Source organism: Vibrio sp. 2132-1 (genome assembly GCF_033344315.1).
The window spans coordinates 134,477-159,146 of the sequence record NZ_JAWPON010000013.1 but is presented as its reverse complement, the minus strand read 5'-3'; the positions used below and the strand labels follow the sequence as shown (position 1 = coordinate 159,146).

Genomic DNA, 24,670 nt, shown 5'->3' with positions numbered 1-24,670 from the left:
CCGTATTCACCTGATGCGATCAGACGTTTTTCTCGTCCTTGAAATCACGCATTGCTATGCAACAAAATGATCTAACGCCCCTTAAAGTGTGATCAATGCCAGTTTTGTTTGAAATTTCATTTTCATTACATTTTGTCATTGTGATTGTGATCACTCTATGTTGGTGAAAGGTTCGCTACAGTGCATCTGTACCCAATAACTGATTAATGAGCTTATTGTTCATAAAATAAGCCACAATAAGGAGCGACTTATGTCTCAAGCTGTATTCCATTTAGGTGTTACTGAAGCTGATCTTAATGGTGCGACTCTAGCGATCATTCCTGGTGACCCAGCGCGTGTTCAAAAAATCGCAGAACAAATGGAAAATCCAGTATTTCTAGCAAGCCATCGTGAATACACGCTATACCGTGCAGAGTTAGACGGTAAACCTGTTGTGGTTTGTTCTACAGGTATTGGTGGTCCTTCTACCTCTATCGCAGTTGAGGAATTGGCACAGCTTGGTGTTCGTACTTTCCTACGTGTTGGTACAACGGGTGCAATTCAACCACATGTAAACGTGGGTGACATGATCGTAACGACGGGGTCAGTTCGTCTTGACGGTGCGAGCCTACACTTTGCTCCTATGGAATTCCCAGCAGTTGCTGACTTTGAAGTAGCAACCGCAATGAAAGCAGCGGTAGAAGAGTCTGGCGCTACAGTTCACATGGGTGTGACTGCATCAAGCGACACGTTCTACCCTGGTCAAGAACGTTACGATACGTTCTCTGGTCGTGTTGTTAAGCGTTTCCAAGGCTCTATGCAAGAATGGCAAGACATGGGCGTACTTAACTTCGAGATGGAGTCTGCAACACTGCTAACAATGTGTGCGAGCTCTGGTTTAAAAGCGGGTTGTGTGGCTGGTGTTATCATCAACCGTACACAAAAAGAGATTCCAGATCATTCAACTCTGAAAGAAACGGAAGCGCGTTCAATTAAAGTGGTTGTAGAAGCAGCGCGTAAAATGCTTTAAGCCTCTATAGTTGGCATTTAAACAAACAGAAAAAACCAGAGGCTAACCTCTGGTTTTTTTCTACTTATAGAAATGCGTACAGCTAAAATTTAGGTATAAAAAAAGCAGCATTAATGCTGCTTTTTATCGTTGTGAATTTTAGCTTTTCTTAATGGCACTATATCTCGTCTGAACCGCCCGCGTCTTTAAACCAAGCCGTTAAGTGCGTTCTTAAATCTTTAAGCTCATCAGGGCCAATCAGGGCTAGCCCTAAGTCTTCAGCACGAGTAATGTCATTGTGACGAAGAGGACGGAAGCTCACCAACATTGCGCGCGCTTGCAAGCCACCTAATAGATCGCGAAGCGATTCTAACTTATATAAAGTATCGTCGCCGTCATCTCTCATGCCTTTGGTTTTGCACTCGATGATGTGCAGCTTGTTGTTTACAACTGTTGCGACATCTAACTCATTGCGTACTTCACTTTCACCAAGTTTACGATAAACCTGAACATTTAACGATCGATCTTGGATCGTCGGCATGGTGTCTTGGATTTGCTTCACGGTGCTGTGAACCAAAGTTTCTAACCACTCACCGTTTGAAAAGCGTCGAGCATCTTCATCTGCAAACGTTAAAACGCCATTCTCATAGGTGGCGATTTCTGCTTCTACTAAATCTGAAAGCAACATGTTGAGCTCACGGTAGCCCTGCTGTTTTTCGGAGAGCTCGACATCAAGCTTTTGTTCTTTGCGGCATGTGGTTGCAAGGTAGTTAAGTGTTGCTAGACCTGGCCCAAGCTCAAGCGCATTTGAGGCCCATCGTTCACCAAGTTCATACAATTTTTTATCAAGAAGAGGTGGTAAATCAACGTGATGAAACTCGCCGCGTGCACCAAAGATAGTGAGGTAATCTGCAATCGTAATGTGATCTTCGACTTGGGTATCTTCTTTGCCATCAGGGTATAACCAACAAAGCTTATCGCTACTAGGCTCAACCACAAAAATTGGCCAGCGATAGGTACGGAAAACTTCGTACACCGACAACAAGCGATGACGAAGACCACAGCTCGCGTTCAATTTTACATCTTCGCCGCGTTCATGAAGGTCTTTTGCCAGTTTTTGAATTGCTTGTTTGATCAGAGATGTATTAACAGCGGATGGAATTTCAAAAAATTCAGAAGTAATTTCTCGTTGAGCTAAAACGGCACTCAGTCGGTCAAATATATCTAACTGGCTCTTGTCTCCGATGAAGACGATATGTGTGCTTAGCGTACGATTATCTAATAGAGGAGTGACCAATCTCACTGGGTCTTGGTCGATAATACCAACATGAACAGCCATAGATTTTCCTTTTTATGAGGCCGCTCGAAAAGAGTTGTGCAAGGGGATGAGCTGGCCTTATTAATCATATGTAGACATGGCCGACAAAAAACAAGGGCGACTTAACAAAAAGTCGCCCTTATACAGTTGATTGCACTAATTAATGCTCTTAATTATAAAGTATTTATAACTTAAAGCGGTGGACCAATTCATTTTGCTGATGAGCCAAGTGGGTCAGTGATTCACTGGTTTGTGCGATACTCGACATGGCTTGGAAACTTTCATCGGCGATGCTGTTGATATCTTCGATGCTGCGAGCAATGTCTGTTGATGTTTCACTTTGCTCTGCTGCTGCTTGTGAAATGTGCGTACTCATTTGGCTGATCTCAATGATTAGCGCCTGGATCTCTTCCATTGAGCTGTTCGCTTTTGACGCTTGCTCAACCGACATCTCCATATCGCTCATACAGCTTTGTATGACTTGGTTCGCCGATTGCGAGCTAGCTTGCAGATTACTGATCATGGATTCAATTTCAGTGGTTGATTGAGTCGTTCTTGATGCGAGTACTCGTACTTCATCTGCCACTACCGCGAAGCCGCGACCTTGTTCACCAGCGCGAGCCGCTTCAATTGCCGCGTTCAATGCCAGTAGGTTGGTTTGCTCCGCAATGTTGCGGATCACATCAAGGATAGATCCAATTTGACCACTCATCTTTTGTAGCTCAGAAACTGCGGAAACCGATTCGTTCAAACGTGTTTCTAGTTGATTAATGGTTGAGATGTTACTGCTCATAACATTTCTGCCTTCTTCAGAGGCAGATTCGACGCGTTGCACCATTTCTAGCGAGCTTTGCGCACTTTGCGCGACTTCTTGCACTGAATGAGACATTTCTGTCATCGCAGTAGCGACGTTTGCCGTTTGTTCGCGTTGAGAGCTCAATTTAATTTGTGCTTGCGAAGAGGTGCGTTCGTTGGTTGTCGCGGTTGACGATAGGTTTTCTGACGCTTCGTTGAGTTTCACCAAGATCTCGTGAAGGTTGTCGGCGAGTGAGTTAATGTGTCCACTCACACGGCTGAATTCGTTGTTATAGCGAATATCGATACGCTGTGTCATATCACCTTCAGTCAGGCTTTCTAACACTTTTAGAATACGAGTCAACGGTTCGCGAACGCTTTGTGCGATGTGGTAGCCAATCGCTGTCGCGAGTAAAACGACAATAACGCCAATGATGATGGCTTTCGTTACACCCGCCGAATATATGTCACCTGCGTCTGCCAATGATTCATTGAGCTTATCTGTTGCGGTTGTCGTGAATTGCTCAAGAATCGCCATGGTTGAATCCACTTTATTTGCTAGGTTGGCGATATTGTTATACAAAGCGGCGCGAGCATTGAGGTAATTATTATGTTGGTCTAGCACACCGCCACGCATACCAACGTCACGAGTAAATTGCTCTACAGATTCGCCAAATGCTTTTTCTAGCTCAGGAAGCTGAGTCACCAACCCGCGGAATGCGTAATTCAAGTGTGTTACTGCTTTGCGGTTTTTAGCCACGGCTTGCGTAACAAACTCAGGGTTGGAACTGGCGAGGGCATCAGAAGTAATCACTTCGGCATCTTTTAACTTGATAAAGTAGCTCTTTGCCATGACTTTGACAGAAATGCTGGTTTGATCTGCCACATATTCTTTAAGACCAACCGACAGTTCGGTATTCAGTTTTTGGAAGCGGCGTGAGGATTTTTGCACTTCTTCTTGAGCCGCGAACATTGCTTCGTAGTTGTCCATGGCCTCTAGAGCTTCTGTAAAATAGCTCTGCTCTAACGTTTTTAACTCTGAAAACGGTTCGGCAAGAGAAGGGTAGATTTGGCTTGCGGTTTTCAGTTGAGCCAATGTGGATTCGAAGCGCTGTTGAGATCTAGCAAATTCCTGACGCATTTCATCCATGCGTTGTTTATTCTCTGTCGTCAGGAAGTCTTTAAATGATTTGTCGGCAGAAAGCAGCTCAACACTGGTTTGATTAGATAACGATACCAACGGTAGGGATGATTTAGAAACCGTGCCAAATTTTCCGTGAATATCACTCATTCCTCCCATCATAATGGCAATTGTGACGGCAAATAGGATGATGATCAGTGCAAAGCCGGCATACATCCTTTTAATAACTGAACCTCGCATAAGTGAGCTTCCTCTCCCAAAAATAGACAAGCTACCCAAGTATTTTTGAATTTACTTGGGTATAAAAATAATAATTGTCTTAAAAAAGTAACAAAATTCATTGGATTGTATTCAGTTTGTGATGCGCATTTTATGACGCACACGACAAAAAAAGCTTCGTTAATTAGCATTTGATTAATAATGTTAAGTGAACACTGTTTTTATTGAGCTCCGCTTTTGGTTGGCGCATACTAATTGGGGTCTAATTACGTTTATAAAATGGAGTCCTCATGGCGGAAGAAACGATCTTTAGTAAAATTATTCGCAAGGAAATCCCTGCCGATATCCTTTATCAAGATGATTTGGTGACTGCGTTTCGCGACATTAACCCTCGCACACCAAGCCATATTCTCATTATTCCGAATAAACTGATCCCAACAACGAATGATGTAGAAGCTGAAGATGAAGCAATGATGGGGCGTTTGTTCACTGTTGCTAGAAAGTTAGCGAAAGAAGAAGGTATTGCTGAAGACGGCTATCGCCTGATCGTTAATTGTAATCCACATGGTGGCCAAGAGGTTTACCATATTCACATGCACCTACTAGGCGGCCGCCCTCTAGGTCCAATGGTATTGAGCTAAGCTTTTAAAAGTGGGTGGCGATTCACCCACTTCTTTTTCCTGTCGAATGACACATTTGTGGAGATAAATGTGAAACTAGGTGTAAAGCTGTTAGGGCTGATGAGCTGGGCTTTAATGGCCTCTGGCTGCGCGAATTTATCTGCGGGCAATCTGTTTAGCCATTACAGCAACCAGAATCAAGAAGTTTATCAAGCCGTTGTTGCAGGGGAATATGCCAAAGCAAAACAACTTCAATCAAGTGAAGTGGGTGGCGAGATACTTGGCAATTTTGAAAAAGGTCGTATCTCTTTTCTTGCTGAAGATTACCCGACAAGTTTGAATGCGCTAGAAAGCAGCGATCGTGCCGTACGTGTTCAACAAGATCGAGCGACGATATCTGTGTCAGACACGGCAACGAGCGTCGGCTCTCTCGCAGTGAACGACAATCTCCAAGACTATCATCCCGCCGATTACGAACTTGGCTTTTTGCACCTGTATCTAGGACTAAATTACTTACAGAAAAACGATTTAGAAGGAGCACTAGTTGAAGTGCGTCGAGCTAATCAAGTTCAGGAAGCGGCAAGAAAGGTGCGTGAAAAAGAGCTAAAAGCAGCAGAGAAAGACCTTAACAAGCAAGGCATGTCTGCCAATTTAGGCAGTGTATTAGCGAACTACCCTGATGCTGGTAAAAAACTAAGCGCGGTACAAAATGGTTATCTGTTCTATCTTTCTGGCTTGTTATATGAAGCGTCGCGAGACTTAAACAGTGCTTACGTTGATTACCGACGAGCACTCGCTGTAATGCCAGACAACAAGCAAGTTGTAGAAAGCACCTTATACGCTGCTAAGAAGTTAGGCATGCGTGAAGACTTGCGCATGCTAGAGAAGCGGTATGGCAAAGCACCTTCTGGATTAACTCAGTCACAAGGGCGAGTCATCGTTATTGATGAGCAGGGTGTTGTTGAGGCGATGAAAGGGTGGCGTATTGATTTACCGATTTACGACAGTCGCGATAATGGCGCGATTTATTCGTTGGCGCTTCCTTATTATCAGAACCGAGGTGCTCAACGTTTTAGCGATGTTGTTTTAAATGGTCAGGTATTGCCTTCCAGTACGCTGGTTGATGTTAATGCGATGGCGCAAAACGATCTTAATGAACGCCTTACTACAATAGTGATCCGTCAAGCTCTTCGTGTTTGGGCAAAAGATCGAATCCGAAAAGAGGCGGCGAAAAAAGGCGATGATGTGGGCAACATACTTTTCAATGTATGGAACACATTGACCGAACAGCCAGATACGAGAAGTTGGCAAACATTGCCAGCGCAAGTGAAAACGGCTTCAAAAATCGTGAAACCGGGAACACAAAGTTTAAACTTGGGTGATCAAACCTATCAGTTTGAAGTGCCTGCACAGCAGACTACATTGGTATGGGTATCTCGTCAGGGAGCACACTCAACCGTGTGGCATAAACAGCTAGGGAGACTGTAATGAAAGCATGGCTTGTTTGTTTAGCAATGGCTATTGGTTTAGTTGGATGCGCCGAAAACACGGCTGGTATTCGAATTGATGGCCAAACGCAAAAAGTATTTTTTAATGATAACGTTTTAGGTAGTCGCTTATTAGTTGACAACATCACCACCACTTACGTTGATGATCGCCCACGAGGAGTCGTGCTGCTGAGTAGCAATTACAAAGGTGATCAGCACATTCTTTACCGATTTTATTGGTATGACAACAATGGTTTAGAAGTGAATACCAAACCTGGTCCGTGGCGAAAAATGATTGTGCGCGGATTTGAGCAAGTCACGTTATCTGAAGTTACTGTGAATCCAAATGGCACAAAATTCCGTGTGCAAATTAGAGAAGCACAAGACGATTAATCTTAACGGCTCTGCCGAAGCTGCCGCGCTAACGATGCGCTGGTATTGAAAAACTAAGGAACTCTCATGAAAAAAAGTATTATTGCTCTTTTAGGTCTTGCCGTCATTTTAGGTGGCTGTTCTAACAAAGTCTCTTACGGCGATGCGCAAGCAACAGAAACCACGACTATCGATTTTGGCTCAACAGATTTACAAAAAATCGCGGCTGAAATGGTGGATAGCATGATGATGTCGGGCTCTGTAGCAGCAATTACTCGTGACCAACGTCCTATCGTTTTTGTTGAGCGAATTAAGAACAAAACCAGTGAACATATTGACACTGAATCCATTACTGACACGATCTCTACTAAGATGTTGAACTCAGGTAAGTTCCGTTTTGTTGATATGGATCGTGTTGAGTCTGTGCGTGAACAACTTAACTTCCAAAATACGGATGAGCTTGTTAACCAAAGCACAGCGATCCAATTTGGTAAAATGGTTGGTGCTCAATACATGCTTTACGGCAACCTATCTAGCATTGTGAAAAATGCAGGTAGCGATAAAGATGTATACTACAAGATGACCATGCGCCTAATGGACCTAGAAACAGGTTTGATTGAGTGGGCGGATGAAACTGAAATTCGTAAAGCGCAATCTAAGAGCCTATTCGGTCTTTAATCGAACAGGGTGGAGAAGTCATCAATGGCATGGTTTTCTTGGCTACAAGCAAAACAGTTAGATCCGAGTCTTAACGCTCTCGATGGCTTCTTTACGGAGCCTCCGGTAAAAGTACAAACTGTTACCGGGGGGCTCACCAACCGTTGTTGGCGGTTGGAATCTTCTCAAGGCCTTGCATACATCTGGCGACCGACCAGTCATGTCTGCAAGGCTTTTTCAATTTCTCGTCACAGTGAATATCAAGTGCTGAATGCAGTCTCTTCATTGGAAATTGGCCCCAAGCCAGTTTTTATTCATGAGCAAGGGTTGCTGGTGGAATGGATAGAAGGAGAGGCTCTGACGGAGTCAGGCTTAGCACTAAGCAATTTATTATCCATTGCGGCGAAGATTCATCAATATCCGATAAGCGCAATTCCTTTGGTTCCATTTTCATATATTTCTCGCATCGATCATTATTGGCTTGAGCTTGGTGGTCAGTATGTGGGGACGGAGTTTGAGGCTTTGTACATGAAGTGGCGCACGGAACCGAACGTTGCACCTGTTCCGCTGGCCCTATGTCACTTCGATCTGGGGTGTTACAACCTAGTGCGAGGAGAGAATGGGGTGAAAGTCATTGATTGGGAGTATGCCGGGATTGCTGACCCTAGGCTTGATTTGACCTTAACTATTCAGGTCGCGAATTCGCCTGTGGAAGAAGCGGTAAAGCAGTATTGCCAAATTCGAGGTGTCGAAGATGTGTCTCTTTGGCTGAGAGGTGTAAAAGCTTGGCAACCAAGAACCTTGGTGATGGCGATGCTCTGGTATCTACTTGCCTATAAATTGTGGGGAGATGAACAATACTTAAACAGTGCGTATGAGTTGAAAGGCTCATTGTGTATGGAAGATCACTGTTTTGAGAACTCGTGATATTTTCCCCTTTAACAGTAAGGAAATAGTGGTAGTTTTAATAAAAGTACCAGATACACACAGGGAGAGGTACACATGATTATTTACTTACACGGCTTTGACAGTACAAGCCCGGGTAACCACGAAAAAGTTCTTCAACTGCAATTTATCGACGACGACGTTCGTTTTATCAATTACAGCACCCTTCACCCAAAGCACGACATGCAACACTTGTTAAAAGAAGTGTCTAAAGTTATCGATCAATCTGATGACCCAAACCCGTTAATCTGCGGGGTTGGTTTAGGTGGTTACTGGTCTGAGCGAATTGGTTTTCTATGCGGTATCAAGCAAGTGATGTTCAACCCGAACTTGCACCCAGAAAAAACGATGGCTGGTCGAATCGATCGTCCAGAAGAGTACGAAGATATCGCAACAAAATGTGTTGATCAGTTCCGAGCGAAAAATCAAGCTCACTGCTTAGTGATTCTCTCTAAAGATGATGAAGTGCATGACAATTCGAAAACGGCAGCTGAGCTAGAAAAACACTATCAAATCATTTGGGATGAAACTCAGTCTCATAAGTTCAAAAAAATCTCTCATCATTTACAAGCGATAAAGGCATTTAAAAATACTTATTAATGTTGAGTGTAGACAGTAAAGCGGCGTTTTTATCGGCTGCTTTGCTGCGATTCCTTCTCTTGAGTATGCCGAGCCACTGTCTCTTTGAAAGGCACATTTTCTTGGTTTAACGCTTTGAATATTGTGTTCTCCTTACCGTTTTCTTACTTCCCTCCTATGTAGCACGAACACCTTGTTGTAGAGTAGTCGAAAAGTAGTCAATCCGTACTCGTTACACGGATTTTGGTTGCCTTCAAAGTTGGTCTCTATATAATGAACCGGACTAAAATAATTTGATAAATATCAAAAAAAATTGAGAGCGAGTAATAAACTTGCCCAAAAAATTCTGGCGTCGTATGCGTACCAGATAAACATGCCAAACCCTGACAAGTCATTGATAGATAAAGAATCAAGGTGAGTGGCAGTTTTTTAATCCAAGTAATTGAGACACCTCTAAGAACCAAGAATTCATCGGTTGGATGGATGCCACAAATGTTTGTGAGTCATGCATCGAGCTGAACCCCATATATTCATTTTTGTAGAGGAAAATCATTGTGACACGCATTATCGTTGTAGGCGGCGGTGCAGGTGGTCTTGAGTTGGCAACTAAGCTTGGTCGAACTCTAGGTCGCAAAAACCGTGCGCAAATTACGCTAGTCGATCGAAAAGCGAGCCACTTGTGGAAGCCATTATTGCATGAGGTTGCTACAGGTTCTTTGGACGAAGGAGTAGATGCACTGAGCTATCGAGCTCATGCAAAAAACCACAGCTTCGACTTCCAAATGGGTAGCCTTCAAGACATCGACCGTGAACGTAAAGTGATCATCTTAAGTGAGCTTAAAGACGAACACGGTGAACTTCTTATGCCAAGCCGTGAGCTAGAATACGACATTCTAGTGATGGCGATTGGCTCGACATCAAACGACTTCAACACGCCTGGCGTTCGTGAAAACTGTATTTTCCTAGACAGCCCTGAGCAAGCACACCGTTTCCGTACAGAAATGAACAACGAGTTCCTAAAGCTGCACGCGAAAAACGGTAACGGTACGGTCGATATTGCGATTGTTGGTGCTGGTGCAACTGGCGTTGAACTATCAGCTGAGTTACATAATGCTGTTAAAGAGCTGCGCACTTATGGCTTCGGTGATCTTGATTCTAGCAAGTTGAACGTCAATCTGATTGAAGCAGGTGAGCGTATTTTACCAGCGTTACCTCCACGTATTTCTTCTGCTGCTCATCAAGAGTTGGTGAAGTTGGGCGTAAACGTGCGCACCGCCACTATGGTGACTAAAGCTGAAAAAGATGGCCTTACTACAAAAGATGGTGAGAAGATCCCAGCTCAAATCATGGTTTGGGCTGCGGGTATCAAAGCTCCAGACTTTATTAAAGATATCGCTGGCTTAGAAACGAACCGTATCAATCAGCTTGTAGTGAAAAACACACTACAGACAACACGAGATGATGACATCTTTGTTATTGGTGACTTAGCACAATGCACCCAGTCTGACGGTTCGTTCGTGCCGCCACGCGCTCAAGCTGCACACCAAATGGCAAGCCAGGCATTTAGTAACATCGTCGCGAAGATCAACGGGCGCGAGTTGAAAGACTATGTATATAAAGATCACGGTTCATTAGTGTCTCTAAGTCGCTTTTCAACCGTTGGTAGTCTGATGGGGAACCTAACTAAAGGGTCGATGATGGTAGAAGGCCGTATTGCTCGTGTCGTTTACATCTCGTTGTATCGCATGCACCTAATGGCGTTGCACGGTGTATTCAAAACCGGTCTGATGATGCTCGTCGGTCGCATTAATCGCGTGCTGCGTCCAAACCTTAAGCTGCACTAAGGTTTTAAATCCACTCTATGTGGATGTACTGTATCTTAAAAAATGCAGAAGCCACCGCAAGTCGGTGGCTTTTTGTTTATGTTAGATCTGTCGGTAAAAGTGAGTACACAACGCCATCTTTAGGCTTACCATGAAAAATAAACCGGTTTCTGGCGATGGCTTCTTTTTGTGCACCGACGGACTCAATTAAGGCTAGGCTAGCTTCGTTGTCGGGGTCACAAACAATCTCTAGTCGAGTTAAACTTAGCTTTGCGAAGCAGAATTCTGCTAAGGCTTTAACGGCTTCTTGGGCATAGCCTTGTCGTTGATAGCGGTCGGCAACCCAGTAACCAATACTCGCCATATTAAACGTATGGTATAACTCATTAACCGCTGCCATTCCAACCAAAGTGTTACTTTGCCGCTCATAGATACCGAAACCAAAAGCCTCAGTTTTGACCCAGTTAAGACGGGTTGCCAACAGAAAGTCCTGCGCGGTTTTCAATGTGACGTTTTTATCACACCAGTCAAGCCATTGGTGCAGCGAAGGGGATTCTGCAAGTAATCGTTGTAGTGAATGTGCTTCTTCAGCAGGGATGAGCTTGAGCGCTAAGCGGGGCGCAATGATTTCAAAGTCTGGACTCATGAACTAATACGACTTCCATGTTGAGTGTAAGTAAATTGAAAGCTGTCTATTTATACTTGAACGCAGCTATTTTCCTTGCTCTGCGTTGGTTAGGAATAACTGACGTATAGCAGATAAAAACAAAGCGCAGCTTTGCTGCGCTTTGTCGAACCGCTCGTGCTTATCGAACCCGACGAACTTGAATGATCATACCCATCAACGGGTTATCTAGGTAATGAGTCTCGCTGCTACGCATACGACGTTTTTGATCCATTCGATAACTCTTCAGGAATTTCTCTTCGGTTACTGTCGGCGATATTTCTGCCAAGTTACCGACTTGGACGTTACCATCTACTTCACCTAAGTCATCCGCCAATTGCTCAGTTGAGGTTGGTTCAAAACGCACCTCTCTAACACTTGGTTCGCGCAGATCTAGTGTTGTTTCGGCGAAGAGGTAATGCTGTACGTATATTTGGAATCGACCATCTAGTTCATATAAAGGACCATTGACCGTCTCTTCACTGTAACCGTCGCTGGAAAATGTTTGATTGCCATTGAGTGGGCGGCCATCTGCTTGATAAGAATCAGAGAAATCTCGCCCGCCAACGATGCGGAAAATTGGGGCGCTAGATTTACCTCGGTCACCTTGACGCCAGGCTACGTGTTTAAGCACTTTAAAGCCGGCATGATTATTTAGTGCCGCTTCTTGCGCGTTGAGACGGAAAGAAGAACTTGGCAAAAGTGTCACGCCTTTAGAGCGGCGGTAGGATTCACTCTCTAGGCTACCGACATTTTCCATATCGATTTTTGGCAGTTGATTCGGCCAAGATTCTGTTGTGCTTTCAGCGTCGACTGCTCGCTTGAAAATGATCACTTCAATATCAAATTGGCGCTGTGCCCAAGAGGGCATTGAGACACATAGAAGCAATAACGGGATCAGTATTCTCATTCGACTATTAGCTCGTTGGTAATAAATTCTGTTTAAAATCATTCAGTAAGTCTTGAACAAACTGAATGCGTTTACGTCGGTCCACCAATGGTACGCTAAACTTGAACTTAGTTGGACCTTCCATTGCAAATTTTTGCGGCTGTGATTGCAGCAGTTTAACTAAATACGCTGGGTTTATGTCAGCATCAGGGTAAAACTCGATAAATCCACCTTTATCATGGGCTTCTATCTTTTTCGCTTTTAAACTACCAGCCGAAATTTTCAATTCTGAGACGGCAAGTAAGTTCTTTGTTGCGTCTGGAAGCAGACCAAAGCGATCAATCAGTTCCACTTTTAGCTCTGATAGTTCATCACTGCTTGTGACACTCGCAATGCGTTTGTACATCGACAGTCGTGTGTTTACATCCGGAATGTAATCATCTGGTAAGAGCGCTGGGATTCGCATTTCCACTTCAGTTTGCTCACGAAGCAGCTCATCCAAAGATGGCTCCTTGCCTTCTTTTAATGCTTGCACTGCTTGTTCCAGCATTTCCATATAAAGTGTAAAACCAACGGATTGAATTTGCCCACTTTGCTCATCACCAAGCAGCTCACCAGCACCACGGATTTCTAAATCGTGGGTTGCTAACGTAAAGCCAGCACCTAAGTCTTCCAGTGAAGCAATCGCATCAAGACGCTTGATGGCATCTTTGGTCATGGCTTTTGGATGTGGCGTTAATAAGTAAGCATAGGCTTGATGGTGCGAACGTCCAACACGGCCACGTAATTGATGCAACTGCGCCAAGCCAAGATTGTCCGCACGATCCATGATTATGGTATTCGCCGTTGGTACGTCGATACCGGTTTCGATGATGGTTGTACACACCAACACATTAAAGCGCTGATGGTAGAAGTCATTCATGATTCGCTCAAGTTCGCGCTCGCGCATTTGACCATGAGCCACGGTAATACGTGCCTCTGGGATGAGTTTCTGTAAGTCTTCTGCCGTTTTTTCAATGGTTTCAACCTGATTGTGCAGGAAGTAAACCTGACCACCACGCATAATTTCACGCAGTACCGCTTCACGGACCACTGGCTCTTCTTTTTGTCGAACAAAGGTTTTAATGGCTAAACGGCGTGCAGGAGGTGTCGCGATGATCGACAGGTCTCGCATGCCACTCATTGCCATATTCAGTGTGCGTGGAATTGGTGTTGCGGTGAGGGTAAGAATGTCCACATCCGCACGCATTGCTTTGACTTTTTCTTTTTGACGAACCCCGAAGCGGTGTTCCTCATCAACGATCAACAAACCTAAATCTTTGAATTTAATGTCGCTCGAAAGCAGCTTATGCGTACCAACGACAATGTCTACTTTACCATCGGCAACGTCTTGCAGAATGACTTTTTGTTCTTTGGCAGATTTAAAACGAGACAGTACTTCAACTCGGATTGGTAAGTTGGCAAAACGGTCACGGAAGTTTTCGAAATGCTGCTGAGCAAGCAAGGTTGTTGGTACGAGTACGGCGACCTGTTTACTGTTATCCGTTGCGACAAATGCTGCGCGCATAGCGACTTCCGTTTTACCAAAGCCCACGTCACCACACACTAAGCGATCCATCGCTTTTGCCTGGCACATGTCTGACAATACGGCATTGATGGCCATCGCTTGGTCATCTGTTTCTTCAAACGGGAATGTTGCTTTAAATGTTGCGTATTGCCCACGATCTAGCTCAAATTTGAAGCCAGGTTTTAATTCTCGTTTAGCATACACATCCAGCAATTCTGCTGCGACATCACGCACTTTTTCTGCCGCTTTACGACGTGCTTTTGCCCACGCTTCACCACCTAATTTATGCAGTGGCGCACTCTCTTCAGCGCCGCCAGAATAACGGCTGATAAGATTCAGTGATGAAACTGGCACGTAGAGCTTGGCATCGTTTTGATACTCAAGGGTGACGTATTCCGTTTTCATGCCACCGGCTTCAAGTGTTTGTAAACCGATGTAGCGGCCAATACCGTGATCAATATGAACCACAGGTTGACCGGGTTTTAGTTCCGCAAGATGGCGAATAACGGTGTCACTGTTGACGGCTTTTTTATCTTTGCGGCGTCGCTGGATAACACGGTCACCGAGTAGATCACTTTCACAGATCAGAGCGAAGTTCAGCTCTTCGTGAATGAAACCATGCTCTGCTGCGCCTAAGATCAAGCTGAATCGATCACCCGAGTCTAGAGCTTGGTAAAGTGAGCCATGTACGACCGGCCGAACTTTGATGCCTTGCAACAGCTCCGTTAGTGCTTCACGACGACCTTCTGACTCTACCGAGAAAACGATTTTGCCGCTGAATTGCTCACTAAACTGACGAAGGCGCGAGAGCGGCTCTTTATTTTGTTGTTGAACGCCAAGCTCGGCTAACGATTGTACTGGTAGGTTTTGACGACCGGCACGCTTAACCACTTTATCTAGGCTCAATTGAGCGATAGGGAGCTGTTTTAGTTGACTGAAAAGTTCGTCTTTTTTCAACCAAAGCTGTTCAGGAGTCAAAAGAGGACGCAGCGGATCAACTTTTTTCTGGTCGTATCGATATTCGACATCGGTTAAGAAAGTATCGACCGCAGATTCGATATCACCATATGTGATGACTTGAGAGTCTTCTGGCAAATATTCAAATAAAGTCTCGGTATGGTCAAAAAACAGCGGCTGCCAATACTCAATACCAGCGGGCCACGTGCCTTTGGTCACTTGCATGTAGATTGATTCAGGCTCGCGGCGTGCGTCGAACTGGGTGCGCCAACGTGTACGGAAATCTTCAATCGCTTCTTTAGTGGTTGGGAACTCATGTGCAGGCAGCAATTGGATTTGCTGAATATCGTCGATAGAGCGTTGGTTCTCTGGATCAAACGTGCGAATGGTATCTATTTCATCATCAAAGAAGTCGATGCGGTACGGGTCATTGCTGCCCATAGGAAAGAGATCCAGAATAGACCCACGACTTGCATATTCACCTGGCCCAAATACTTGATCTACATGGCGGTAGCCTGAATTTTCAAGTTGTACACGTAACTTCTCTAGCGAGAGCCGATCACCAGTTTTCACCATTAAAGTGTGTTGCAACAGAAAATCACGTGGCGATTGGCGTTGCAATACTGTACTGACCGGGACGATGGTTATGCCATCACGTTGACTTGGCAGTTGGTATAGGCGTGCGATACGTTCAGAGATGATTTCTTGATGCGGAGAAAAGTTATCGTAAGGCAGCGTTTCCCAGTCGGGGAACAGGCTTACCGTTTGGTCGGTGAATTGCTCAATCTCTGCCTGAAGCTTTAAAGCGATTTGCGGGTCAGGCACAACGAGTAGCGAGTGACTCGAATGCTGCTTGGCCAGCTCTGCAATGGCTAGAGGTAGAGCTGCGCCCGGCAAATTACCTAGCTGTTTTTTGTCGCCACGCTCTGAAGGGTTTGTGACGGAAAGAATCGTTGCTTTTGTCATAGGAATTATTTTTTATCTCGCTCCATCGAGCGCTGACGTAAAAGTTTTTGTTGTTGATACAGTGCCGCCTTTATCAGTAAATCTTGATCAGATTCTCGGAGCATCTTGTATCTAAGCGTGATAATGAAATCTTGCTCTGAAGCATCACATTCTTCTACTTGAGCGTAACAGTAAATCGCCGCAGCAGGGTGATCGAGGAACAGTTTAACACGAACGAGTTGTTGAGTAGTTAACGCTGTATCTGAGCGGAAACTGAGTTGACTAGCACCAAACTGCGTCGTTTGATAGCGAATGGAGGCGTCATCTTGTTGTGAAAGCATAAAGCTCAACAAGAGGTTAAGTTTCGCGTTTTGCGTATCAAGCAAGTTGATCACATGCTTTAACTCTTTGTTTTTCAGCTCTAGACGCGCGTTGTCTGCCAACATATCTAAGTGACTAAATTCACTGGCGACAATAAATGGTGCTGGAATTTCGGAGACAAACGTTTCTTCATCTGGCAAAGCAAAGTCCGCACTCAACGTTTCGACGTTGATGGTGAGGTTATGATGGACGGTAAAGTATTCTTGCTCTGTCATATAGTCGATCCTTTTGCCAGTGAGCGCTCCCTGTTCACTCAACAAACAAAGAGAAATAGGGCACTGATTATCGCTAACTGAATGAAGTTATCAAGTTTAGCCGATTTGTCCTTGAACTTTTTGCCCTAAATACAGACTTATTGCATGTCGTTGACAAATTTAGCGATTCTCTTGTCTTCTTAATGAGAAGAGTAAGGTAAGATAATCCGCTAAAGCTTTATATCAAAACAACCAGTTGGTTTGTCTTATATGTATCATCCTATCTCATTGTTTATTGGCTTAAGGTATCTTCGGGGACGCTCTGGAGATAGGTTCAGCCGATTTGTTTCTTATATGTCGACGGCGGGTATTACGATCGGTGTAATGGCGTTGGTGACGGTTCTTTCTGTGATGAACGGGTTTGAATCGCAGTTAAAAGAACGCATTTTAGGTGTGCTACCTCATGCCGTGGTTTCGCAACACGATGGAAAAACGCCTATGACCGAGTCTGCCCCTCCATTTGTTCAAGCGATGTCGAGTGAATCTCAGCCGGAGCCTATCGTTAGAGGAGAGGCTGTTATTCAGAGTTCTGCACAGCTGACGGCTGGTTACCTCATCGGTATTGAACCTAAGAAAGGCGATCCGATTAGCAACCATTTGATTGCCGGACGATTATCGTCACTTCATGCAGGTGACTACAATGTATTTTTGGGTCACAGTTTGGCGCGTTCACTAAAGGTCTCAATCGGGGATAAAGTACGCTTGATGGTGACCAACGCGACGCAGTTTACCCCACTTGGTCGTATTCCTAGCCAGCGAAACTTTACTGTCTCAGGCATTTTCAATACGGGATCGGACGTTGATGGTCAATTAATGATTGTGAACATGACGGATGCATCTAAGCTGATGCGTTTCCCTAAAGACACGGTTTCTGGTTGGCGTGTCTTTTTCTCTGACCCATTTATGGTGACGGATTTTGCTGACCAACCCATGCCTGATGGATGGGAATGGAGTGATTGGCGCGAACAGCGTGGTGAGCTTTTCCAAGCGGTGAAAATGGAAAAGAACATGATGGGACTTATGCTAGGTCTAATTGTGGGTGTCGCTGCATTCAATATTATCTCCGCTTTAATCATGGTGGTAATGGAGAAGCAATCAGAAGTCGCAATATTGAAAACTCAAGGCATGACTCAATCTCAAGTGATGACCATTTTCATGGTGCAAGGTGCAAGCAGTGGTGTAATTGGCGCGATTGTTGGTGGCGCTGCGGGCGTGATCTTGTCACTTAATCTAAATGCGATTCTTGAATCTGCTGGTGTGGCGCTATTCAGCTTTGGTGGTCATCTACCCATCTTGATTGATTCACTCCAAATTCTTTTAGTGGTGGTGTTGGCGATTGCTCTTAGCCTTGCTGCTACGCTTTATCCTTCTTATCGAGCATCTTCTGTTAAACCTGCTGAGGCACTTCGCTATGAATAAGCTATTAGAATGTCGTGATATTCGTAAAGTCTACCGAGAGGGTTCGTTAGATACGGAAGTGTTGAAAGGCGTAAGTTTCGATATCGACAAAGGGGAGTTGGTTTCTATTGTTGGCTCTTCTGGTTCGGGAAAAAGTACCTTATTGCATATTTTAGGTGCGTTAGATGACGCAACTCATGGTGAAGTTGATTTTCTAGGGCAAAACCTATCAGCTTTGAGCTCGAACAAACAGGCGGCATTACGCAACAAGCACCTTGGTTTTGTATACCAGTTTCATCACTTGTTGGCTGACTTTACTGCGCTTGAAAATGTGGCGATGCCACTGATGATTGGCGGTGCTAAAGTAGCGGATGCAAAACAGGCGGCTAAAGCGCTGTTAGATAAAGTTGGTTTGAGTCATCGGATGCAACATAGACCCTCCGAGTTATCGGGCGGTGAGCGTCAGCGTGTTGCGATTGCGCGTGCATTGGTGAATAAACCTGATCTGGTCTTGGCTGATGAACCTACGGGGAACTTAGATCACAATACGGCACTGTCTATCTATGATTTGATGCGCGAGCTCAATAAAGAGTCAAACATTGCATTTTTGGTTGTCACGCATGACAAAGAGCTGGCAGCAAAAATGGATCGTCAAATGCACATGCAAGATGGTTTGCTCGTAGATCGTTTTGTGACTGATACAGCATCTGCGGAGGGCTAGTTTTGTTTACCTCTTTAGCTTTGATGATTGGTGGTCGCTTCAGTCGAGCGAAAAAGCGCAACAAGATGGTGTCTTTCATATCGCTTTCTTCGACCATTGGTATTGCGGTTGGCGTTGCTGTGATCATTATCGGTTTGTCTGCAATGAATGGCTTTGAGCGCGAGCTGCAATCGCGTGTGTTGTCTGTGATTCCACACGGCGAGTTAGAAGGTGTTAATGGACCACTTCAGGACTACACCAAAACGATGAATCAAGCTCTAAAACATGAACATGTTGTTGCGGCAGCACCGTACGTTCGTTTTACGGGCTTGGCAGAAAAAGGCAGTAAGCTAAAAGCGATAGAAGTTCGTGGTGTAGAGCCTACTTTCGAGCAAGCGGTGTCGAGCTTATCGAATTTTATTGACCAAGCAGCTTGGCAAAACTTTTATGCCGGTCAGCAGCAAGTGATCTTAGGCCGAGGTGTAGCAAACGAGCTAAATGTCGCCGTGGGGGATTATGTTACGTTAATGATTCCGCAAACAGGCGGCGCAAATAAAGTGCAGGCTCCTAAGCGTGTGCGCGTGAAGGTGTCAGGGTTCTTAACGTTGAATGGCCAAATCGACCACTCTCTAGCGTTAGTACCATTAGCTGATGCGCAGCAATACGCGAGGTTAGGGGAAGGGGTCACAGGCATTTCACTAAAAACTGACGATGTTCTCAATGCGCCTTCTATTGTTCGCGAGGTTGGTAGCATGGTTGATGTTTACGTGTATTTGAAAAGCTGGCAGCAAAAGTTTGGTTTTTTGTATCGCGATATTCAGCTCGTGCGCACCATTATGTACTTGGTGATGGTACTGGTGATTGGCGTGGCATGTTTTAATATTGTGTCTACGTTGATGATGGCAGTGAAAGACCGAGCGGCGGAAATTGCAATTTTGCGAACAATGGGAGCAAAAGATAGCCTAATCAAACGGATCTTTGTTTGGCAAGGTGTATTCTCTGGTGTATTTGGCAGTCTCGTCGGCAGTGTTATCGGTGTCTTAGTGGCGTTAAACCTGACTCCGTTAATTAAAGGGTTAGAGAGCTTAATTGGTCATCAGTTTTTATCGGGTGATATTTACTTCGTCGACTTCTTACCATCACAACTACACTGGCCAGATGTGGCATTGGTGTCAGTGACGGCTATAGTGCTTAGTTTACTTGCGACGTGGTATCCTGCTTCGCGTGCCGCAAGGTTGAATCCGGCGGCTGTACTGAGTTCTAAATAGCTGATTGTTTTACAGTATGCGAAAAACAAAAAGGACCGAATTCGGTCCTTTTTTGTATTTATCCGACTTGAGTAACATCGCGTTTCATTCTAACTGTTAGATGCCCCTCAACTGATAGCTCAAATGCTGATTTTTACGCAGTAAGGTCTTATCTTATTTTGCGTTTTTGCCAGCTCCGTACCACTGAGTAGCGCCAAAGCCCTCGAATTCCGAAGTAGCCAATAATCGCGGATACAACCCCACAAATTGCGCAGCCCAATAGAAATGGAGGTCCAATGGTGCTCATTTGCTGCATGATGAATTCCCACGATAGTTCAAAGTGAAAAGGTTGCGGGGGAAGACGCATCACTAGAGCACCTAGCTTGTACGCAAAGTAAAATAGCACAGGCATAGTGATAGGATTGCTGATCCATACCAAAGCGACGGAGAGGGGCAGATTGACACCCAACATAATGGCCAAACCAGCGGCCATGATCATTTGGCTCGGCAGCGGAACAAAAGCCATAAATAACCCGACAGCAAAAGCCCCTGATGCCGAGCGGCGGTTTAAGCACCACAAGTTTGGGTTGTACAACACATTGCCGAAGACCTTCAATGCTTTTTGGCGTTTGATCAATTCATGATCTGGCATGAAGCGTTTTATCAGCTTTCTAGGCATAGGACAGCATGACTCTCTCAGAAAAAAGTTGGACCTTGGCGTTATTTGTAGCGAGCGTAATCTCGTCAGCTTGGTGGCCGACAATACCAGATTGGCGTTGGTTGCTGCTGGGAATAATAACCACTGGCTCAATAATCAAATTACGTCGTGGCTTAATTAGCATAGGCGCAATTGCGGGCTTTATGGTTGTCATCGTCCACGGCAATGTATTGGAGTCTCAGAGACAAGCCCTTTTTCAAGCAGGGGAGAATATTACCATAATTGGTAAAGTTGACAGCCCTTTTACGCAAATAAGTCACGGTTATGAAGGTATTGTCGCTATAGAAGCGGTAAATTCTCAAACTCTGTTACCTTTTCTTAAACCTAAAATCCGTCTTATTACGCCTTTTCCACTCGATGTTAACAGTGAGTTTACGACATCCATCTCGTTAAAGCCGATTACAGGTCTACGCAACGAAGCTGGCTTTGATGCTGAAAAGCACGCGATGGGTAAAAATACTATCGCCCGAGCGGTTGTTAACAAAGACGCTAAGTGGATTGTTCGTTCTAATGTATCTCTGCGTCAATCCATTATTGCCGATGTCGCTGATGATGTGTCTTCCCTTCATCATTTCTCGTTAATAAGTGCGTTAGTTTTTGCTGACCGTTCTTGGTTGTCTAAGGAAGATTGGCAAGCGCTCAGGGACAGTGGTTTACTGCATTTGGTCTCCATTTCTGGTTTACATATTGGTATGGCGTTTACTTTTGGGCTAGTCGTGGGCGGTACCGTTCGTTATCTATTACCCCAATACCAGTTGTTGCCTAGCTTATATGGGCTGATCTTCGCTGTTGCCTACGCTTGGTTAGCGGATTTCTCTCTGCCTACTACGCGAGCAGTGTCGGTATGCGTTGTTTACGTTCTCCTGAAGTATACTCTGGTGCACTGGACTTCTTGGCGAGTTCTTTTGCTTGCAGTATCTCTACAACTGCTTGTCCAACCTTTTGCATCCTACAGTATGAGCTTTTGGTTATCGTACCTCTCCGTTTGTGCGGTATTGTTCGCAATTAATTTGATTCGACATCAAAGGGGAGGTTGGAAAGCGCGATTAAAAGCGTTATTGCTTACTCAATTGATGTTGAGCGCTTTAATCGTACCTGTTAGTGGCCATTTCTTCTCCGGTTTTAGTTTGTCCTCAATAGCCTACAACTTGGTATTTATTCCTTGGTTCGGATTTATCGTTGTACCTTTGATGTTTCTAGCCCTGTTCTCATCTTTGTTTCTTGAAATGATAGCGAAGCCTCTGTGGCATTTGGTGGACTGGTCATTACAGCCATTGAGCACGTCAATACAGTACGCAGTAGGTTCTTGGCAACCCATTAGCATGGAAATGACAATGCTGGTTATGGTGATAGTGGTTTGCTTAATATTTCAACGGTTCATGTCTCAGTACGCGTGGTATTTGTTACTCGGCATCGTTATTAGTATCAAGTTTGCAGCGGAGTATGAACCGCATTGGCGTATCGATGTATTAGATGTAGGTCATGGCCTTGCAGTGGTTGTAGAAAAAGACGACAAGGTGTTGCTGTATGACACTGGTAAAGCATGGCAAAGCGGCAGTATCGCAGAGCAGGTCGTCACTCCGGTTTTGCATCAACGAGGTTATGAAAGCATAGATACACTGATTCTAAGCCATTCCGATAATGATCACGCAGGCGGCCGCTTTTTCATTGAAGATGCCTTTTCTCCACAGCGTAAACTTAGTAGTCAATTCTTTATCGAATATGAGCCTTGCACTAGAGGCGACCAATGGAAATGGCAAGGATTAAACATGGAAGTGCTCTGGCCTCCTGCACTTGTTCAACGTGCGTATAATCCGCACTCCTGTGTATTACGACTTACTGACCCTATTTCTAACTTTAGTATGCTTTTTACTGGTGATATTGAGGCCATTAGCGAGTGGATTTTGCTTAGAGAACCCGGAAAGTTACAAAGCGATGTGATGCTAGTCCCTCACCACGGGAGTAAAAGTTCATCGAATCCTCGATTTATTGAGGCGGTGAGCCCGAGTGTGGCGGTTGCTTCTTTAGCAAAAAACAATCGATGGGGAATGCCAGCGGAAAGTGTCGTTGCTTCATACCGAAAACTTGGCGTCACTTGGCTTGATACTGGTGAGGGTGGTCAGGTAAGCTTCTTTATTCACCGTGATAATTGGCGCTCAGAAACCAAACGTAGCGATACATTTGAGCCTTGGTATAGGCAGATGCTGCGTAAGGGAGTAGAATGAGAGTCTTAATGTAAGAAAATAAAGCACTTCTATGTCGATAAATACTGATGAAACGACTTGGCAGACGTTTAAGCGTCTATGGCAATTTATTCGCCTTTATAAGTCAGGTCTTGTCGTTGCAGTCATTGCATTAGTTATTAATGCCATATCAGATACCTATATGATTTCCCTGCTAAAACCACTACTCGATGAAGGTTTTGGGAACGCTGAATCTGATTTTTTACGCACGCTTCCATTGATTATTTTTGCCATGATGTTCATCCGTGGCATAAGTGGATTTGTCTCCACCTATTGTTTGAGCTGGGTATCTGGCAACGTAGTTATGCAAGTCCGTCGCATGGTGTTCAATCACTTTATGCATATGCCAGTGTCTTATTTTGATAAGGAAAAGACGGGCAACTTATTGTCGCGTATAACCTACGACTCAGAGCAAGTATCAGCGGCAACTAGCCAAGCGTTGGTGAGCATTGTCCGTGAAGGCGCAAGTATCATTGGTCTGTTAGTTTTGATGTTTTACAACAGCTGGCAATTGTCGCTAGTGCTGTTTGCTGTTGCTCCCGTTGTAGCATGGGGTATTGGTGTTGTTTCTAAACGTTTTAGAAAAATATCCAAAAATATGCAGACCATGATGGGTAACGTAACTGCATCAGCAGAGCAGATGCTGAAAGGCCATAAAGTTGTGTTGAGCTATGGCGGCCAAGACATCGAACGTAAACGATTTGAAAAAGTCAGCAACCAAATGCGTCAACAAAGCATGAAGTTGGTGACGGCTCAAGCGGCGGCTAACCCTATCATCCAAATGATTGCATCACTTGCAATTGTTGCCGTTCTTTATTTAGCAAGTATTGATTCGATTAAAGAGCAACTGACTCCAGGTACATTTACTGTTGTGTTCTCTGCAATGTTTGGTCTGATGCGCCCACTTAAAGCGCTGACTAACGTTACTTCTCAGTTCCAACGTGGTATGGCCGCGAGCCAAACGCTCTTCGCGTTAATTGACCTCGAGCCTGAGAAAAACGAAGGTAAGTTGACAGTTGAACGCGCAAATGGCGATGTTTCAGTTAAAAACGTAAGCTTTACTTACACTGGTGCAGAAAAACCAGCATTGGAAAATGTCAGCTTCGATATTCCAAGAGGAAAAACGGTGGCGCTAGTTGGCCGTTCTGGCTCAGGTAAAAGTACCATCGCGAACTTGTTCAACCGCTTCTATGATGTTGACAGTGGATCTATCACATTAGATGGGCATGATATTCGTGATTACGAGCTAAAGAATTTACGTCAGCAATTTGCACTAGTATCGCAAAATGTTCATTTGTTTAATGACACGATAGCAAACAATATTGCGTACGCAACGGATGGCCAATACGAGCGCAGTGATATCGAGAAAGCGGCAACACTCGCGCATGCGATGGAGTTCATCGGCAAAATGGATGATGGACTTGATACCATGATTGGTGAAAATGGTGCTAGCTTGTCTGGTGGTCAACGCCAACGTGTTGCGATTGCGCGAGCTCTATTGCGTGATGCTCCAGTGCTGATTCTTGATGAGGCAACTTCGGCTTTGGATACCGAATCCGAGCGAGCTATTCAAGCTGCACTTGATGAGCTGCAAAAAGATAAAACGGTACTTGTAATAGCGCACCGCTTATCCACAATCGAGAAAGCCGATGAAATTCTTGTGGTTGATGATGGTGCCATCATTGAACGTGGCAACCACGCTGAGCTTATTAAGAAAAATGGTGCGTATGCACAATTGCACCGTATTCAGTTTGGTGAATAAG

Annotated in this window: 20 protein-coding genes; 13 read left to right on the top strand and 7 right to left on the bottom strand. The window is 44.7% G+C overall.

Annotated features, from left to right (window positions below; translation table 11 throughout):
• Positions 1-250 precede the first annotated feature (250 nt).
• Positions 251-1,009, top strand: a complete 759-nt coding sequence (gene udp, locus R8N47_RS16045; protein ID WP_005378479.1) for a uridine phosphorylase — start codon at positions 251-253, stop codon at positions 1,007-1,009.
• 157 nt (positions 1,010-1,166) lie between these two features.
• Here udp and R8N47_RS16040 read toward each other — a convergent pair whose 3' ends face one another.
• Both R8N47_RS16040 and R8N47_RS16035 read right to left on the bottom strand, forming a co-directional pair.
• The gene (locus tag R8N47_RS16040; RefSeq protein ID WP_064353735.1) at positions 1,167-2,327 is read right to left on the bottom strand and encodes a DUF1887 family protein; all 1,161 of its coding nucleotides are present in this window, start codon (positions 2,325-2,327) and stop codon (positions 1,167-1,169) included.
• 163 nt (positions 2,328-2,490) lie between these two features.
• Complete coding sequence (locus R8N47_RS16035) at positions 2,491-4,482, bottom strand: methyl-accepting chemotaxis protein (RefSeq protein ID WP_064353736.1); 1,992 nt, start codon at positions 4,480-4,482, stop codon at positions 2,491-2,493.
• Between the two features lie 269 nt (positions 4,483-4,751).
• Between R8N47_RS16035 and hinT the strand changes: the two genes are divergently transcribed.
• The 7 genes from hinT (at position 4,752) to R8N47_RS16000 (ending at position 10,965) form a co-directional block, all read left to right on the top strand.
• On the top strand, positions 4,752-5,102 hold the full coding sequence (gene hinT / locus R8N47_RS16030) for a purine nucleoside phosphoramidase (RefSeq protein ID WP_005378473.1): 351 nt from the start codon (positions 4,752-4,754) through the stop codon (positions 5,100-5,102).
• Positions 5,103-5,171: 69 nt separating this feature from the next.
• Positions 5,172-6,569, top strand: a complete 1,398-nt coding sequence (locus R8N47_RS16025; protein ID WP_064353737.1) for a COG3014 family protein — start codon at positions 5,172-5,174, stop codon at positions 6,567-6,569.
• Positions 6,569-6,961 (top strand): YcfL family protein, encoded by a 393-nt coding sequence (locus R8N47_RS16020; protein WP_064353738.1) that lies wholly within the window; start codon positions 6,569-6,571, stop codon positions 6,959-6,961. Before R8N47_RS16025 ends, R8N47_RS16020 begins: the two co-directional genes overlap by 1 nt.
• A 66-nt stretch (positions 6,962-7,027) precedes the next feature.
• A complete protein-coding gene (gene lpoB / locus R8N47_RS16015) occupies positions 7,028-7,618 on the top strand; it encodes a penicillin-binding protein activator LpoB (protein WP_005378467.1) in 591 nt (196 codons plus the stop codon).
• Between the two features lie 24 nt (positions 7,619-7,642).
• The gene (gene thiK, locus R8N47_RS16010) at positions 7,643-8,524 is read left to right on the top strand and encodes a thiamine kinase (RefSeq protein WP_064353739.1); all 882 of its coding nucleotides are present in this window, start codon (positions 7,643-7,645) and stop codon (positions 8,522-8,524) included.
• A 75-nt stretch (positions 8,525-8,599) separates the two neighbouring features.
• On the top strand, positions 8,600-9,142 hold the full coding sequence (gene ycfP, locus R8N47_RS16005; protein WP_005378464.1) for an alpha/beta hydrolase YcfP: 543 nt from the start codon (positions 8,600-8,602) through the stop codon (positions 9,140-9,142).
• A 533-nt stretch (positions 9,143-9,675) separates the two neighbouring features.
• Positions 9,676-10,965: an NAD(P)/FAD-dependent oxidoreductase gene (locus tag R8N47_RS16000; RefSeq protein WP_005378463.1), complete on the top strand. Its 1,290-nt coding sequence runs from the start codon at positions 9,676-9,678 to the stop codon at positions 10,963-10,965.
• 76 nt (positions 10,966-11,041) lie between these two features.
• Here the strand turns inward: R8N47_RS16000 and R8N47_RS15995 are convergent, their stop codons facing one another.
• The 4 genes from R8N47_RS15995 to R8N47_RS15980 form a co-directional block, all read right to left on the bottom strand.
• Complete coding sequence (locus R8N47_RS15995; protein WP_042522138.1) at positions 11,042-11,590, bottom strand: GNAT family N-acetyltransferase; 549 nt, start codon at positions 11,588-11,590, stop codon at positions 11,042-11,044.
• Between the two features lie 160 nt (positions 11,591-11,750).
• Positions 11,751-12,518: a peptidoglycan binding protein CsiV gene (locus R8N47_RS15990; protein WP_080773703.1), complete on the bottom strand. Its 768-nt coding sequence runs from the start codon at positions 12,516-12,518 to the stop codon at positions 11,751-11,753.
• Between the two features lie 7 nt (positions 12,519-12,525).
• A complete protein-coding gene (gene mfd / locus R8N47_RS15985; protein WP_033905041.1) occupies positions 12,526-15,987 on the bottom strand; it encodes a transcription-repair coupling factor in 3,462 nt (1,153 codons plus the stop codon).
• A 5-nt stretch (positions 15,988-15,992) separates the two neighbouring features.
• Positions 15,993-16,562: a hypothetical protein gene (locus R8N47_RS15980; protein ID WP_054576371.1), complete on the bottom strand. Its 570-nt coding sequence runs from the start codon at positions 16,560-16,562 to the stop codon at positions 15,993-15,995.
• 249 nt (positions 16,563-16,811) lie between these two features.
• Here R8N47_RS15980 and lolC point away from each other — a divergent pair, with 249 nt between their 5' ends.
• From lolC to lolE, 3 genes are read left to right on the top strand one after another with little or no spacing between them, the layout of a single operon-like run.
• The gene (gene lolC, locus R8N47_RS15975; protein WP_017820015.1) at positions 16,812-18,020 is read left to right on the top strand and encodes a lipoprotein-releasing ABC transporter permease subunit LolC; all 1,209 of its coding nucleotides are present in this window, start codon (positions 16,812-16,814) and stop codon (positions 18,018-18,020) included.
• Positions 18,013-18,720, top strand: a complete 708-nt coding sequence (gene lolD / locus R8N47_RS15970) for a lipoprotein-releasing ABC transporter ATP-binding protein LolD (RefSeq protein ID WP_005378457.1) — start codon at positions 18,013-18,015, stop codon at positions 18,718-18,720. The genes lolC and lolD overlap by 8 nt, the downstream gene beginning before the upstream one ends.
• A gap of 2 nt (positions 18,721-18,722) precedes the next feature.
• Positions 18,723-19,967, top strand: a complete 1,245-nt coding sequence (lolE, locus tag R8N47_RS15965; protein WP_033905042.1) for a lipoprotein-releasing ABC transporter permease subunit LolE — start codon at positions 18,723-18,725, stop codon at positions 19,965-19,967.
• Positions 19,968-20,115: 148 nt separating this feature from the next.
• Here lolE and R8N47_RS15960 read toward each other — a convergent pair whose 3' ends face one another.
• Entirely contained in the window at positions 20,116-20,625 is a 510-nt protein-coding gene (locus R8N47_RS15960; RefSeq protein ID WP_005387834.1) for a DUF2062 domain-containing protein, read from the bottom strand.
• A gap of 8 nt (positions 20,626-20,633) precedes the next feature.
• Between R8N47_RS15960 and R8N47_RS15955 the strand changes: the two genes are divergently transcribed.
• Both R8N47_RS15955 and msbA read left to right on the top strand, forming a co-directional pair.
• Positions 20,634-22,889 (top strand): DNA internalization-related competence protein ComEC/Rec2, encoded by a 2,256-nt coding sequence (locus tag R8N47_RS15955; protein ID WP_064353740.1) that lies wholly within the window; start codon positions 20,634-20,636, stop codon positions 22,887-22,889.
• A 31-nt stretch (positions 22,890-22,920) separates the two neighbouring features.
• Positions 22,921-24,669 (top strand): lipid A ABC transporter ATP-binding protein/permease MsbA, encoded by a 1,749-nt coding sequence (gene msbA, locus R8N47_RS15950; RefSeq protein WP_054575458.1) that lies wholly within the window; start codon positions 22,921-22,923, stop codon positions 24,667-24,669.
• The last annotated feature ends 1 nt before the right edge of the window (position 24,670 follow it).

Bases quoted from the DNA above. Each gene is read 5' to 3' on its own strand.
- R8N47_RS15980 (WP_054576371.1), bottom strand. From the start codon at position 16,562: ATGACAGAGCAAGAATACTTTACCGTCCATCATAACCTCACCATCAAC.
- udp (WP_005378479.1), top strand. From the start codon at position 251: ATGTCTCAAGCTGTATTCCATTTAGGTGTTACTGAAGCTGATCTTAAT.
- R8N47_RS15995 (WP_042522138.1), bottom strand. From the start codon at position 11,590: ATGAGTCCAGACTTTGAAATCATTGCGCCCCGCTTAGCGCTCAAGCTC.
- R8N47_RS16040 (WP_064353735.1), bottom strand. From the start codon at position 2,327: ATGGCTGTTCATGTTGGTATTATCGACCAAGACCCAGTGAGATTGGTC.
- R8N47_RS16020 (WP_064353738.1), top strand. From the start codon at position 6,569: ATGAAAGCATGGCTTGTTTGTTTAGCAATGGCTATTGGTTTAGTTGGA.
- lolC (WP_017820015.1), top strand. From the start codon at position 16,812: ATGTATCATCCTATCTCATTGTTTATTGGCTTAAGGTATCTTCGGGGA.
- ycfP (WP_005378464.1), top strand. From the start codon at position 8,600: ATGATTATTTACTTACACGGCTTTGACAGTACAAGCCCGGGTAACCAC.
- thiK (WP_064353739.1), top strand. From the start codon at position 7,643: ATGGCATGGTTTTCTTGGCTACAAGCAAAACAGTTAGATCCGAGTCTT.
- lolD (WP_005378457.1), top strand. From the start codon at position 18,013: ATGAATAAGCTATTAGAATGTCGTGATATTCGTAAAGTCTACCGAGAG.
- lpoB (WP_005378467.1), top strand. From the start codon at position 7,028: ATGAAAAAAAGTATTATTGCTCTTTTAGGTCTTGCCGTCATTTTAGGT.
- R8N47_RS15990 (WP_080773703.1), bottom strand. From the start codon at position 12,518: ATGAGAATACTGATCCCGTTATTGCTTCTATGTGTCTCAATGCCCTCT.
- hinT (WP_005378473.1), top strand. From the start codon at position 4,752: ATGGCGGAAGAAACGATCTTTAGTAAAATTATTCGCAAGGAAATCCCT.
- msbA (WP_054575458.1), top strand. From the start codon at position 22,921: ATGTCGATAAATACTGATGAAACGACTTGGCAGACGTTTAAGCGTCTA.
- R8N47_RS16035 (WP_064353736.1), bottom strand. From the start codon at position 4,482: ATGCGAGGTTCAGTTATTAAAAGGATGTATGCCGGCTTTGCACTGATC.
- R8N47_RS15955 (WP_064353740.1), top strand. From the start codon at position 20,634: ATGACTCTCTCAGAAAAAAGTTGGACCTTGGCGTTATTTGTAGCGAGC.
- R8N47_RS15960 (WP_005387834.1), bottom strand. From the start codon at position 20,625: ATGCCTAGAAAGCTGATAAAACGCTTCATGCCAGATCATGAATTGATC.
- mfd (WP_033905041.1), bottom strand. From the start codon at position 15,987: ATGACAAAAGCAACGATTCTTTCCGTCACAAACCCTTCAGAGCGTGGC.